This window comes from Streptomyces sp. SCA2-17, from assembly GCF_044336695.1.
The window spans coordinates 1,516,380-1,530,386 of record NZ_CP117521.1 but is presented as its reverse complement, the minus strand read 5'-3'; the positions used below and the strand labels follow the sequence as shown (position 1 = coordinate 1,530,386).

Below are 14,007 nucleotides of genomic sequence, written 5' to 3'. Positions count from 1 at the left end.
CAGATCATCCCCAAGTCTGGTCTTCGTCCGCTTTCGGCCGGGTACCCGGCACCGATGCGGTTGAACCCCGGACCACCAGCTCGGGGAGGAACACGAACTCGCTGTGCGGCGCCGGAGTCCCGCCGATCTCCTCCAGCAGCGCCCGCACCGCCGCCTGCCCCATCGACTGCACCGGCTGCCGGATCGTCGTCAGCGGCGGGTCCGTGAAGGCGATGAGCGGCGAGTCGTCGAAGCCGACGACCGAGACGTCCCGCGGCACTTCCAGCCCCTGCTGACGGGCCGCCCGGACGACGCCCAGCGCCATCATGTCGCTCGCGCACACCACGGCCGTGCAGCCCCGCCCTATGAGCGCCGTGGCCGCGGCCTGCCCGCCCTCCAGCGAGAACAGCGAGTGCTCCACCAACTGCCCGGCCTCGGCCTCCGCCAGGCCCAGCTCCTCGCGCATGCTGCGCAGGAACCCCTCGATCTTCCGCTGCACCGGAACGTAGCGGCGCGGCCCCAGCGCGAGACCGATCCTGCGGTGCCCCAGTGCGGCCAAATGGGTGACGGCCAGCCTGACCGCCGCCCGGTCGTCCGGCGACACGAAAGGAGCCCGTACTTTCGGCGAAAAACCGTTGATCAGCACGAACGGAACGCCCTGCGCGCGCAGCCGCTCGTAGCGCTCCATGTCCGCCGAGGTGTCGGCGTGCAGCCCGGAGACGAAAATGATGCCGGAGACCCCGCGGTCCACGAGCATCTCCGTCAGCTCGTCCTCCGTGGAGCCCCCGGGCGTCTGCGTGGCCAGCACCGGGGTGTAGCCCTGGCGCGTCAGGGCCTGGCCTATCACCTGGGCGAAGGCCGGGAATATCGGGTTGTCCAGCCCGGGCGTGATGAGCCCCACCAGGCCCGCGCTGCGCTGCCGCAGCCGCACGGGGCGCTCGTAGCCCAGGACGTCGAGCGCGGCCAGCACGGACTCGCGGGTGGAGGCGGCGACCCCCGGCTTCCCGTTGAGTACCCGGCTGACGGTTGCTTCGCTGACACCCGCTTGGGCTGCGATATCGGCCAGCCGTGCGGTCACAGGACTGGACCTTACCGGTCGCATTTCAGACTGCCCACCAAACACAGGAATCGACGGGGATACGGACCGTACCACCGGTGAATTCCAGGGCGGACGTGGCCAGCACCGGACGGCCCGGCACCGGCATCCCCACCTCGTCCGCCCCCGTGTTCAGCGTGCACACCAGGCCCGGCCGGGAGAACGCGAGCACCCCCTCGGGCGCCTCCAGCCACGTCATCTCCCCGTCGCCCAGGCCCGGCAGCTCGTGCCGCAGCGCGAGCGCCGAGCGGTAGAGCTCCAGCGTGGAGCGCGGGTCCCCCGACTGCGCCGCCACCGACAGCTCCGCCCACTGTTCCGGCTGCGGCAGCCAGCTGCCGCCCGGCCCGAAGCCGTACGGGGCCTCCCCGCCCGACCACGGGATCGGCACCCGGCAGCCGTCGCGCGTGCCGTCCTGCCCGTCGCCGCGGAAGAACGCCGGGTCCTGGCGCACCTCGTCCGGCAGGTCCACGACCTCCGGCAGGCCCAGCTCCTCGCCCTGGTAGACGTACGCCGAACCCGGCAGGGCCAGCATCAGCAGCGCCGCCGCCCGGGCCCGCGCCAGCCCCCGCTCGCCGCCGCCGTAGCGCGTGGTGTGCCGCACCACGTCGTGGTTGGACAGCACCCACGTGGTCGGCGCGCCCACCGACCGCGTCGCGGCCAGCGACTCGTCGATGACCGTCCGCATCGCGGCCGCGCCCCAGTCGCACGTCAGGAACTGGAAGTTGAACGCCTGGTGCAGCTCGTCCGGCCGCACGTACAGCGCGAGCCGCTCCGAGGTCGGCGCCCACGCCTCCGCCACGCCGACCCGCTCGCCCGGGTAGGAGTCCAGCAGCCGCCGCCAGGCGCGGTGGATCTCGTGCACCCCGTCCTGGTCGAAGAACGGCAGCACCTGCGCCCCGATGAGCTTCGCCTGCTCGCTCAGCCCGATGTCGGGCAGGCCCGCCGCCTTGACCATGCCGTGCGCGACGTCGATGCGGAACCCGTCCACGCCCAGGTCGAGCCAGAACCGCAGCACCGACTCGAACTCCTCGCGCACCTCCTGGTTCTCCCAGTTGAGGTCCGGCTGCTCCGGTGCGAACAGGTGCAGGTACCACTCGCCGGGCGTGCCGTCCGCCCGCGCCGTCCGCGTCCACGCCGGGCCGCCGAAGACCGACTCCCAGTCGTTCGGCGGCAGTTCCCCGGTCGCTCCGCGGCCCGGCCGGAAGTGGTAGCGCTCCCGCTCCGGACCGCCCTCTCTGCCGGCGAGGGCCGCCCGGAACCAGGCGTGCTGGTCGGAGGTGTGGTTCGGCACGATGTCGACGATCACCCGCAGGCCCAGCCGGTGCGCCTCCCGCACCAGGTCGTCCGCGTCCGACAGGTCCCCGAACAGCGGGTCCACGGCCCGGTAGTCCGCCACGTCGTAGCCGCCGTCCGCCTGCGGCGAGGCGTAGAACGGCGTGAGCCACACCGCGTCCACACCCAGCTCCGCCAGGTACGGCAGGCGCTCGCGGATCCCCCGCAGGTCGCCGATGCCGTCACCGTCGCTGTCCGCGAACGAGCGCACGTACACCTGGTAGATGACGGCGCTGCGCCACCAGCCCCCCGTCTCGGCGGGGGAAGCGGCGGCCGGGCGGACGGAGGGCGCGAGGTCCTGGGTCATGTACGTCCTATTCGATAGCGGGTGACGGAGTCGGAAGCGGTGGTGCGAAGGCGTCAACACGGTCAACGACGGCGGGCGGACAAGGTCAGCCCTTGGTGCCGCCCGCGGTCAGGCCGGCCACCAGGTGCCGCTGGGCGAGGAAGAACACCGCGGCCGCGGGAACGGTGATCAGCACGGCGGCGGCCGTCATCAGACCCCACTCGGCCTTCTGCTGGCCGACGAACGTCTGCAGGCCGACGGCCAGGGTGTAGTGCTCCTCGGAGCTCATGAACTGGCTGGCGAAGGCGACCTCGCCCCACGCGGTGATGAACGAGTAGAAGCCGGTCACCGCCAGGCCCGGCCGGGCGAGCGGCACGACGAGCCGCCAGAACGTGCCGAACGGGCTCAGCCCGTCCACCCGGCCCGCCTCGTCGATCTCCGCGGGGATGGTGTCGAAGTACCCCTTGAGCATCCAGGCGCAGAACGGGACGGACACCGAGCAGTACGTCACGATCAGCCCGGCGTAGGAGTCCAGGAGTTCCAGCTCACCGAGGATGTTGTACAGCGGCACGATGAGCACCGCCATCGGGAACATCTGCACGACGAGGAAGGTCCACATCAGCGGCCGGTGGCCGGGGAAGCGCATCCGCGAGACGGCGTAGCCGGCCGTCGCCGCGATGAGCACGCCGAGCACGGTCGCGCCCAGCGCCACGATCACCGAATTCCCGAACCAGGTCAGGAACTTCGTCTCGCCCAGGATGTGCGTGTAGTTCGAGACGTCGAAGCCGGTCCACCGCGTGGGCTCCTGCCAGCCGTCCCGGCCGCGCAGCGACACGTAGACGATGAACAGGACGGGGAAGACGGACACCACGCTCGCGGCGACCAGCGCCGTGTGCAGCGCGGCTGACGCCGTGCGCGAACGCTCCTCGCGCGGGCGCTGCTTGCGGGGCTGTACGGTCCGGGCGGCGCTCATCGCACGGCCTCCTGTCGGGAGAGCATCCGGCGGTAGAAGACGGCGAAGACCAGCAGCAGCGAGAGGATGAGGATGCCGTACGTGGCCGAGCCCGCGTAGTCACGGATCCCCTGGAACGCCAGCCGGTAGGCGTACGTCACCAGGATCTCGCTCTCGGAGCCCGCGCCCTGCCCGATCAGCAGGTAGATCACCTGGAACATGTTGAACGTCCAGATCACGCCCAGCAGGATCACCGTCCCGCTCACCGAGCGCAGGCCCGGCAGCGTCACGTGCACGAACCGCTGCCAGGGCGTCGCGCCGTCCATCTCGGCGGCCTCGTGCAGTTCCCGCGGGATCGACTGGAGCCCGCCGAGGATGGCCACCATCATGAACGGCACGCCCAGCCACACGTTGACCGCGACCGCCGACACCTTCTGCAGCGTCGCGTCGCCCAGCCAGTCCACGGAGCCCACGCCGAGCTTGGTGAGGAAGGCGTTGAGCACGCCGTACTTCTCGTTGAACATCAGCCGCCACGAGAAGGTGGCGACGAAGGCCGGCACCGCCCACGGCAGGATCAGCAGCACCCGGTACAGCGCCCGGAAGCGCATCGGCCGGTTGAGCAGGAGGGCGAGCCCGAGACCGAGCGTGTAGTGCAGGAACACGCACGACGCGGTCCACACGACCGTCCAGCCGAGGCGCGAGTAGAAGTGCCCCTCCTGCCCGGACAGCACCTTCCAGTAGTTGTCCAGGCCGACGTACTGGTACGTCGCCTCGATGTGGTTGACACCGATCGTGCGCCCGACGTTCGCCTCGTTGGCGTCGGTGAAGGACAGGTAGATGCCCTTGCCCAGCGGATACCCCACGAGGACCGCCAGGACGATGACGACGGGCAGCACCATCGCCCACGCGTACCAGTGGGTGCTGAAGGAGCGCCTGACCGTGGTGACGACTGTGGCCATCAGGCCCTACTCCTCGATGCCGTAGTCCTTGAGGAGCGCGGACTGCCAGGCCTTGGCCGTGGCGTCCAGCCCGTCTTTCGGCTCCTCCTTGAGCGTGAGGATCTGCGTGTAGTGCTTCAGCCAGTCGGTGAACAGGTCGCCGCCCTGCGGGATCGCGGGCCGCGCGTGGGCCTTCGACAGCGCCTGGTAGTACGCGCTGCGCACCGGGTCGGCCAGCACGGCCTCGGTGTAGGCGGACTTGCGCGTCGGCAGCACGCCCACGCTCGTCGAGGCCTGCTCCTGCTGCGCGGCGCCGGTCATGAAGCGCGTGAAGAGGTAGGAGGCGTCGAAGTTCTTCGAGCCCGCGTAGACCACCAGGTTGTGGCCGCCGACCGGCGCGCCCGCGGTGCCCGTGGAACCGGCCGGAATGGCCGCGATGCCCAGGTTGTCCTTGGACTTGTACGCGTCGCCGCCGAAGATCTCCTTCGTGGCCCAGGGGCCGTCGATGAGCATCGACAGCTTGCCGTTCTTGAAGTCCGTCTTGAGGGCGTTGTAGCCGTCGGTGCCGGCCGGCTTGGGCGCGGCGCCGGACTTCACCAGGTCGACGGCCGTCTCGATGCCCTTGCGGGACGCGGCCGAGGAGATGGTGATCTTCTTCTTGGCGACGTCGACCATGTCGCTGTTCTCGCCGTAGAGGAAGGGCAGCGAGTAGTAGCTGTCCGGGCTCAGGCCGATGCCCTCGGCGCCCGTCTTGTCCTTGATCTTCGCGGCGGCGTCCTTGACCTCCTGCCAGGTGGCCGGGGGCTTGTCGATGCCGGCCTTCTTGAACAGCTCCTTGTTGTAGAGCAGTCCGAGGGTGTCGGTGACCTGCGGGACGCCGTACGTCTTGCCCTGGTACGCCGCGTTCTTCAGCGGGCCCTCCAGGAAGTCCTCGGGCTTGTCGAGGGCCGCGGAACCGGTGAGGTCCTTGAGGTAACCGAGCTGGGCGAAGCCGGGCGTCCAGCCGACGTCGGAACGGAGCACGTCCGGGGCGCCCTTGCCGGTGGCGGCGGCGGTCTTGAACTTCTGCTGGGCCTGGTCGAAGGGCACGTTGACGTACTCGACCTTGATCTTCGGGTACTTCTGCTCGAAGGCCGAGACCAGCTTCTTGAACGCGGGCGCCTCGTTGGTGGCGTCCGACGTGTCCCACCAGGTGACCGTGCCGCTGACGCTGCCCGGGTCGCTCGCCGCCTTGGAGCCGTCGTTCCCGCCCCCGCCGTCACCGCCGCACGCGGTCGCGGTGAGCGCGAGCACACCGACGACGGCAGCGACCGATATGCCTCTTCGCATATGGATCTCCTCGTGAAGGAGGCCGACCGTCGCGGGCGGCCCCGAGCTGTGGAGGAAGGTAACAGGCTGCAATCTCTTGCGAAAGGGTTTGCAAGCACGAAACGGCGAGATTTCCCGGTGGTAACCGTCTCGTGTCCAGGGGGTTGACCGGCTCTTACGGGCCTCGTACGGTCTCGTGCGCGGCAGGTTCCGGTTGGCTTGCGAACGGCTTGCGCAAGAACCTTCATTGCTGCACATCCCCCACCCCAGGAGCTCCGCATGCCTGCGACAGCCCGAAGAACTCTTTCCGCGGCTTTTGCCCTGGCGGCCGCCGTCACGGTCTGTGTCCCGCGGGCGGAGGCCGCCGCGCCCGGCGAAAAGGACGTCACCGCCGTTCTCTTCGAGTGGAAGTACGACGCGGTCGGGAGGGAGTGCAAGGACGTTCTCGGGCCGTCGGGTTACGGCTACGTCCAGGTCTCCCCGCCGCAGGAGCACGTCCAGGGCCCGCAGTGGTGGACCTCTTACCAGCCGGTGAGTTACGCGATAGCGGGCCGGCTGGGCGACCGGGCGGCCTTCGCGAACATGGTCAATTCATGCCATAGCGCGGGCGTCAAGGTCGTCGTCGACGCCGTCATCAACCACATGGCCGCCGGCTCCGGCACCGGAACGGGCGGCTCCGCGTATACGAAGTACGACTACCCCGGCACGTACCAGCGCCAGGACATGGACGACTGCACGACGGTCGTCAGCGACTACCGCGACCGTCGCAACGTCCAGGACTGCGAACTCGTCGGCCTCGCCGACCTCGACACGGGCGAGGAACGCGTCCGCGCGCGCATCGCCCAGTACCTGAACGACCTGCTGTCGCTCGGCGCCGACGGCTTCCGAGTCGACGCCGCGAAGCACATCCCGGCGGCGGACCTCGCGGCGATCAAGTCCCGGCTGAGCCGGAGCGGCGTGTACTGGAAGCAGGAGACGATCTACGGCGCGGGCGAGGCCGTCCAGCCCGAGGAGTACCTCGCCACCGGCGACGCCCAGGAGTTCCGCTACGCGCGCGACCTCAAGCGGGTGTTCCAGCGCGAGCGGCTCGCCTACCTGAAGAACTACGGCGAGGGCTGGGGCTACCTGCCGGGCGGGCAGGCGTCGGTCTTCGTCGACAACCACGACACCGAGCGCGGCGGCGACACCTTGAACTACAAGGACGGCGCCGACTACACCCTCGCCAACGTCTTCATGCTCGCCTGGCCGTACGGCTCGCCCGACGTCCACTCCGGCTACGAGTTCACCGACCGCGACGCGGGGCCGCCCAACGGGGGTGCGGTGGCTGCGTGTTGGCAGGACGGCTGGAAGTGCCAGCACAAGTGGCCGGAGATCCGGAGCATGGTGGGGTTCCGCAATGCGGTGCGGGGGACGGCGGTCACGCGCTGGTGGGACAACGGCTACCAGGCCGTCGCCTTCGGCCGGGGCGACAAGGGCTATGTCGTCGTCAACCACGAGGGTTTCCCGCTCGCGCGCACCTTCGAGACGGGGCTGCCGGGCGGCGACTACTGCGACGTGCAGAGCGGGCGACGGGTGACGGTGGACACGAACGGCCGCTTCACGGCAACGGTGTCACCGAACACGGCGCTGGCGCTGCATGCGGGCGCGCGTATGTGCGGTTAGCCCAGCTGTATCGAATTGTTGCCGCACCAGGTTGTGGGCAGGCGTTCCGCAGGGCTGGGGGCACCCCCGGACGGAGTTTGGGGGAGGGTGGGCACAACCTGACCTCAGCCAAGGAGCAACCTTCCGTGAAACGACTAGCCGCACTCGCGGCAGCGGTCATCGCGCTGCCCCTCGCCGGCACCGGCATCGCCCAAGCCGCCACCCCGCCCCCAACGGGGGCAAAGGTCCAGTGGATCGACCGCACCACCGTCGCCTGGCCGAAGGGCCTCGGCGACCCCGCCCGCCCCCACCGCCTCCTCCACGACGGCGGCAGCTTCACGCTCACGGCCACCCCCGGCGGCCTCACGGCCGCCCAACGCACCGCATACCCCCACCTCGCCGCCTACGACGCCTACCGCGTCAACGCGACCCCGGACCAGGAGCGAACCGCCCTCCGAGGCGCCCTCACAGCCGTCGCCGGCGACGTCACCACCGGCGTACAGACCCCCGGCGTGCTCGACGACCTGTACGCGGCCGCGGCCACCAAGGCCACCCTCGGCCCGTCGTTCCGCAACGGCCGCCCCACCCTCTCCGTCTGGGCCCCCACGGCCCGGAACGTGGCCCTGGAACTCGACGGCCGCACCCTCCCCATGCACCGCGACGCCGCCACCGGCATCTGGAGCGCGTCCGGCAGCCGAGCCTGGGCCGGCAAGCCCTACCGCTACGCCGTCACCGTGCACGCCCCGGCCGCCGGCAAGGTGGTCACCAACCTCGTCACGGACCCGTACTCCACGGCCCTGACCGCCGACTCCGCCCGCAGCCTCGTCACCGACCTCGCCGACCCGGCCCTGGCCCCGCCGGGCTGGCGCGGCCTGCGCAAGCCGAAGGCCGTACCGCTGCGCGACGCGCAGATCCAGGAGCTGCACATACGGGACTTCTCCCCAAGAGGCGATTACCTCGCCTTCGCCGACCGCACGTCCCCCGGCATGCGCCACCTCTCGGCCCTCGCCGCGGCCGGCACCTCCTACGTCCACCTCCTCCCCGCCTTCGACTTCGCCACCGTCCCCGAGCGCCGCGCCGACCAGGCGACCCCGCCCTGCGACCTCGCCGCCCTCCCCGCGGACTCGGACCGCCAGCAGGAGTGCGTCCGCGGCACCGCCGCGCGCGACGCGTACAACTGGGGCTACGACCCGCTGCACTACACCGTCCCCGAGGGCTCGTACGCCTCCGACCCCGACGGCCCCGGCCGCACCCGCGAATTCCGGGGGATGGTCCAGGGACTGGCCGGCGCGGGCCTGCGCACGGTCATGGACGTCGTCTACAACCACACCGCCGCGGCCGGGCAGGACGACAAGTCCGTCCTCGACCGGATCGTGCCCGGCTACTACCAGCGCCTCATGGACGACGGCGGCGTCGCCACGTCGACCTGCTGCGCGGGCACCGCGCCCGAGCACGCCATGATGGGCAAGCTCGTCGTGGACTCCGTGGTCACCTGGGCGAAGGAGTACAAGGTCGACGGCTTCCGCTTCGACCTCATGGGCCACCATCCCAAGGCCAACATCCTGGCCGTGCGCAAGGCCCTCGACGCGCTCACCCCGGCCAAGGACGGCGTCGACGGCAAGTCCGTGATCCTCTACGGCGAGGGCTGGAACTTCGGCGAGGCCGCGAACGACGCCCGCTTCGTGCAGGCCACGCAGCGGAACATGGCCGGCACCGGCATCGCCACCTTCTCCGACCGCGCCCGCGACGCCGTCCGCGGCGGCGGCCCCTTCGACGCCGACCCCCGCATGCAGGGCTTCGGCTCCGGCCTCTTCACCGACCCCAACGCCGCCCCGCAGGGCACCCCGGCCGAGCAGCGCGCCCGGCTCCTGCACGACCAGGACCTCCTCAAGGTCGGCCTGACGGGCAACCTCGCCGGCTACCGCTTCACCGACTCCGCGGGCCGCGGCGTCCGGGGTGCCGACGTCGACTACAACGGCTCGCCCGCCGGCTACGCCGCCGCCCCCGGCGACGCCCTCGCCTACGCCGACGCCCACGACAACGAGACCCTCTACGACGCCCTCGCCTTCAAGCTCCCGCAGTCCACGCGGCCCGCCGACCGGGCCCGCATGCAGGTCCTCGCCATGGGCACGGCCGCCCTGTCCCAGGGCCCGGCGCTCTCCCAGGCCGGCACGGACCGGCTGCGCTCGAAGTCGCTGGACCGCAACTCGTACGACAGCGGCGACTGGTTCAACGCGATCCACTGGGACTGCGCCGACGGCAACGGCTTCGGCCGCGGCCTGCCCCCGGCCCGCGACAACGAGGCCAAGTGGCCCTACGCCCGGCCGCTGCTGGCGGACCCGGCCCTGAAGGCCGGCTGCGGGCCCGTCGAGGCGGCCTCCGCCGCCTACCGCGACCTGCTGCGCATCCGTACGACGGAGAAGGCGTTCGGCCTCGCGACCACCGAGGCCGTCCAGGCGGCGCTGTCGTTCCCGCTGTCCGGCCCGGACGAGACGCCCGGCGTCGTCACCATGCGCCTCGGCGACCTGGTCGTCGTCTTCAACGCGACCCCGCAGTCGCAGGACCAGCGCGTCGCGGCCCTCTCCGGCACGCCCTACGCCCTGCACCCGGTGCAGGCGTCCGGCGCGGACCCCGCCGTCAAGGCCGCGGCCTACGCGCCCGCGACGGGCACGTTCACCGTCCCCGCCCGCACCGTCGCCGTCTTCAAGGCCGGCCAGGGATCCGGAACCGCCGGTGCGTCAGCGGGCCGGCTGAGGGGCTGACGCGCCGAGCCGGTCCACGAGGTCCGCGAACGGCCCGTGGGCCGGCTCGTCCTCCAGGATGCGGTGCAGCACGGCCGCCATGTCGTCGTCACTGGCCGCGCCGACGGCGGCGAGCGCCGCGAAGGCGTGGACCAGCTGCACCTCCAGGTCGCCGCGGGGGACGCGGCGGCCGTCGAGCCAGAGCAGGGCCGTCGTCTCCGTGAGGGAGATCCAGGAGCGGAGGGCGAGCTCCAGGCGCGGGCCGGGGGAGGGGATGCCCAGATGGCCGAGCATCTCGTCGTACGCGGCCTGACGCACCTTGTTGATCACGGCGCACGTGCGGCCGGAGCCCGCCACGGGGCCGCCGCGCATGAGGGCGGAGAAGCCCGTGCCGTGCACCTCGACGAAGTCGAAGAAACGGTTCATCACGCGGAGCAGCCGAGCGCCGAGGGGGCCCTCGCGGGGCTCGTCGAAGAGGGCCGCCAAGTCCTCCGCGGCGCGGCCCAGCGCGGCCTCGTAGAGGCTCTGCTTGCCGGGGAAGTAGTGATAGACGAGCGGCCGGGAGATCCCGGCCGCGGCTGCTATCTCGTCGATGGAGACGTCGTCCGGGGCCCGTCGGCCGAAGAGCTCGAGCGCGACCGAGATCAGCTGCTCACGGCGCTGCTCGACACCCATCCTGCGACGTATCCCGGTTGTCATGGCGGTCATCTTAGGGCAGACCGGAAACCGTCATCCCGCCGTGGTCTCCAGCCTGCTGACTATCTTTCAGCTCTTGGAGCGGCGCTATCGCAGAGTGGAAATCCGCGTTCCGTCGGCGAGGCGGGCGCTCAGCTCGGCCTGGGCCCCGGCCTTCGCCGGAACGGCCAGCCGGTCGCCGGCGGCGGTGCCGTGGACGCCGCCCGAGGCCGTGATGGACCGGACCTCGCCGCCACCGGCCGCCAAGGCGTACCACGTGCCGCTCGCGGCCTTCCACAGCACTCCCGCGAGGACGTGCGGGTCGCGGGCTCCGCAGGCGGGCGTGGACTCGGCGCGGGCGACGACGGTGGCCGGTGCCCCGGCCCGCGCGCCCGGCGGCTGGAACAGGGCCAGCGCCCGGCTGCCCGCGCCCCGCCACGTCTCGGCGCGGGCGCACGTCCACTCGGCGCTGCCGGCCCCGCCGGGCAGCTGCTGGGCCGCGAACGGCCAGGCGTTGACCGAGCGCACGCCCTGGCCCCGCATGGTCCGGAGGTGGCAGGCGGCGTGGGCCCAGCCGGCCCGGGCGCCGTCGCCGCTCACGTCGCGCGGGGCGGCGGGGGTGCCCGTGGTGAGGAGGGCGGGGGCCAGCTCGCCGAGGTCGGTGACGAGGCGGTTGCCCATCTGCAGGGCGGGCCAGCCGTTGCAGTCGTTGCCCGGGGCCGGGCTGGGCGTCGGGTCCGTCACGCCGTCGGCGTCGCGGTGCAGCGGGATCGGGGCGTCGCCGGGCTTGAGGAGGTCGCGCACGGAGACCTCGTCGACCCAAGGGGCGGTCAGATAGCGGACGTTGTTGTCGGCGCGGCCCACGACGACGGCCGTCGCCGTGCCGGCGTCCGCGGCGTCCGTCCGCGCGAAGTCCAGGGCGGCGGCGCCGGTGTCGCCGTCCTTCGACTCGGCGTAGCGCACGACGCGCAGGCCGTCGTGGAGCAGCACGACCGCGGCCTGCCCGACCTCGCCCGCGAACAGCAGCTGGGGAGGGCCGGCGGCCGGGCCGGAGGGGGTGCCGGGGGTGGCGGTGACCTGGACCGTACGGCCCGGGCGGGCCCAGACGGCGAGCGCGCGGTGCAGCAGCTCCTCGTCGCCGAGGCGGTTGCCGCGGGCGGGCCAGGCGGCGAAGCCGGGGCGGTCCGCGGTCTTCCAGGCGCCCGGCGCCGCCTTCGTCAGCTTGGCCGGGTCGAGGGCCTGCTGCGCCGCGGCGTTCTGCGCGTAGGGCGGGGCGGCGGCGCCGTCCGGGCCCCAGCCGTCGCCCGGCAGGGCCACGAGGACCCCGCACACCGCGACCGCCGCGAAGGCCGCGAGCGCCGCCCGGGTGTGGTGCCGGCGGCGCATCAGATCGGTGGGCCGCGCCTGGAGGGAGCAGGGGTCGAACTCCATGGACTCCAGCAGCGAGCCGTCCCGGCTGCCGGGCGGGGTGCGCAGCCCGTCCGCTTCGAGCACCGCGGCGCCGGGGTCCTCGACGCCCGCCGCGGCCAGCACCTGCCGGACGTCACGGTCCGCGGGCAGCTCCAGGGCGCGCAGCACGTACGCCGCACGGCCCGGGCCGGACAGCGTGGCCAGCCCCTGGTCCAGGGCGAGCTCGTCGGCGCCGCCCGAGCGGGGGAACAGCCGCAGCCCCCACACCTGCGGCAGCAGCGGCGGCAGCTGGCCCGGGCGCGGCAACTGCCAGCGCCCGCGCGGCCGGCAGGCCTCCAGCGCCGACCGCAGTACCCGCAGCCGTACGTAGGCGTAGCCGGGGTCGCCCGGGGATCCGCCGGGCCCGCGCGGCGGAGGCACCGGGAGCCCGGCCTGCTCGTCCGCCGCGACGCGGTTGCGCGGCAGGGCCCGCTGGACGAGGGCGTGCGCGGTCAGCACGCGGCGGTTGCGGCCCAGCGACGGCGGCAGGACGAGATACCCGAGGCGCACCAGGCGCGGGTAGTGCTCGATGAGCGCGGCCTCGGCCTGCTCGACGTCGACGGGGGCGGGGAGGGGGCGGGGGGCTGTCGCTTGCTGCTCCACGATCCATAGAACGAGTGAATGGTGAGATGGTCACCTCACACCCCTGGGAGTGCCCCGGCCCCGGGTGCGTCACCCTGCGTCACCCGCGGAGGGCGTCAGGCGATGCAGCGCGCCCGGATGCGGTCGACCGCGTCGTCGGAGATGCCCAGGCCGCCGCGGACGTACGCCTCCACGCCGCCGTAGGTGCGCTCCATCTCCTCCAGTGCCGCCGTCAGGTACGCCGAGCGCACCCCGAGGATCGCGTCGGCGATCTCCGGGTCGCCGCCCGCGGCGGTGAAGCGGTCGCTGAGCGGGGCGAAGGCGGCGCGTACCGCCGGGTTCACCGCGAGGTACTCGGCGCGGACCGCCTCCTCGTCCGCGCCCAGGAGCAGCAGGATCACGGCGGCCGCCCAGCCCGTACGGTCCTTGCCCGCCGTGCAGTGGAACAGCAGCGGGCCGCAGTCCGGCTCGGCGAGCGCCGACAGCAGGCGGGCGTAGGCGGCGCAGGCGGACTCCGACGTGACGAAGGAGCGGTACGAGTCGCAGAGCAGCTTCTCGGCCTTGCCGCTGCCCAGGTGCTCCTCGGCGAGGGCGGGGCTGCCCAGCACGGAGTCGAGCCTGGCCGGCACGCCGTCGCCCGCGGCGCGGGCCGCCACGCTGTCGGCCATGACGTCCGCGACGATGAGCCGGGCCCCGGCCGGAACCTGGTCGGGCCGCTCCTCCCGTTCGTGCTCGGTACGCAGGTCGACGACCGTGTGGATGCCGAGGGCGGCGACCGCGGGGTCGGCGGCGGGGTCGAGCCGGTCCAGCTGGCCCGAGCGCAGCAGCAGGCCGGGGCGGACGGCGGAGTCGCCGGTCAGCGCGATGCCTCCGAGGTCACGGAGGTTGATGATGGTCGAGGCGTCGAACTGCGGCATGCGGGCGTCTCCTGTGTCTGTAGCGCACAGCGTGTCTGATATTGATCAGATATCTGCCGTTTATCTACCGTTATTGTGCCCAACAGACCCGAAGCCCGCGCCCGCACCCCT

Annotated in this window: 9 protein-coding genes and 1 pseudogene; 2 read left to right on the top strand and 8 right to left on the bottom strand. The window is 72.4% G+C overall.

The genetic code is table 11. The annotated features are described in order from the left end of the window. Positions 1–4 precede the first annotated feature (4 nt). From PS271_RS06805 to PS271_RS06785, 5 genes are all read right to left on the bottom strand, one after another. Positions 5–1,057 carry a LacI family DNA-binding transcriptional regulator gene (locus tag PS271_RS06805; protein WP_398380980.1) on the bottom strand — a complete coding sequence of 351 codons (1,053 nt, stop codon included), beginning with the start codon at positions 1,055–1,057 and terminating at the stop codon, positions 5–7. 25 nt (positions 1,058–1,082) lie between these two features. Next, on the bottom strand, positions 1,083–2,714 hold the full coding sequence (locus tag PS271_RS06800; protein ID WP_398380979.1) for a glycoside hydrolase family 13 protein: 1,632 nt from the start codon (positions 2,712–2,714) through the stop codon (positions 1,083–1,085). Positions 2,715–2,799: 85 nt separating this feature from the next. Continuing rightward, on the bottom strand, positions 2,800–3,666 hold the full coding sequence (locus PS271_RS06795) for a sugar ABC transporter permease (protein ID WP_398380977.1): 867 nt from the start codon (positions 3,664–3,666) through the stop codon (positions 2,800–2,802). Beyond that, entirely contained in the window at positions 3,663–4,604 is a 942-nt protein-coding gene (locus tag PS271_RS06790; RefSeq protein WP_398380975.1) for a carbohydrate ABC transporter permease, read from the bottom strand. Before PS271_RS06790 ends, PS271_RS06795 begins: the two co-directional genes overlap by 4 nt. A gap of 6 nt (positions 4,605–4,610) precedes the next feature. Next, a complete protein-coding gene (locus PS271_RS06785; protein WP_398380973.1) occupies positions 4,611–5,912 on the bottom strand; it encodes an extracellular solute-binding protein in 1,302 nt (433 codons plus the stop codon). Positions 5,913–6,170: 258 nt separating this feature from the next. Between PS271_RS06785 and PS271_RS06780 the strand changes: the two are divergent. Both PS271_RS06780 and pulA read left to right on the top strand, forming a co-directional pair. Beyond that, positions 6,171–7,547 (top strand): annotated as a pseudogene (locus PS271_RS06780) (alpha-amylase); the annotation flags it as partial. 131 nt (positions 7,548–7,678) lie between these two features. Next, on the top strand, positions 7,679–10,294 hold the full coding sequence (pulA, locus tag PS271_RS06775; RefSeq protein ID WP_398380971.1) for a pullulanase-type alpha-1,6-glucosidase: 2,616 nt from the start codon (positions 7,679–7,681) through the stop codon (positions 10,292–10,294). On the opposite strand, the gene PS271_RS06770 is transcribed toward pulA, so the two are convergent. The 3 genes from PS271_RS06770 to PS271_RS06760 all read right to left on the bottom strand — a co-directional run bounded on the left by PS271_RS06770 (position 10,271) and on the right by PS271_RS06760 (position 13,896). Continuing rightward, complete coding sequence (locus PS271_RS06770; RefSeq protein WP_398380969.1) at positions 10,271–10,972, bottom strand: TetR/AcrR family transcriptional regulator; 702 nt, start codon at positions 10,970–10,972, stop codon at positions 10,271–10,273. The two genes, pulA and PS271_RS06770, sit on opposite strands and share 24 nt — an antisense overlap. Before the next feature lie 84 nt (positions 10,973–11,056). Continuing rightward, positions 11,057–13,000, bottom strand: coding sequence for a hypothetical protein (locus tag PS271_RS06765; protein ID WP_398380968.1), 1,944 nt, complete (start codon positions 12,998–13,000; stop codon positions 11,057–11,059). 95 nt (positions 13,001–13,095) lie between these two features. Further along, positions 13,096–13,896 carry a tyrosine-protein phosphatase gene (locus PS271_RS06760; protein ID WP_398380967.1) on the bottom strand — a complete coding sequence of 267 codons (801 nt, stop codon included), beginning with the start codon at positions 13,894–13,896 and terminating at the stop codon, positions 13,096–13,098. Positions 13,897–14,007: the final 111 nt, after the last annotated feature.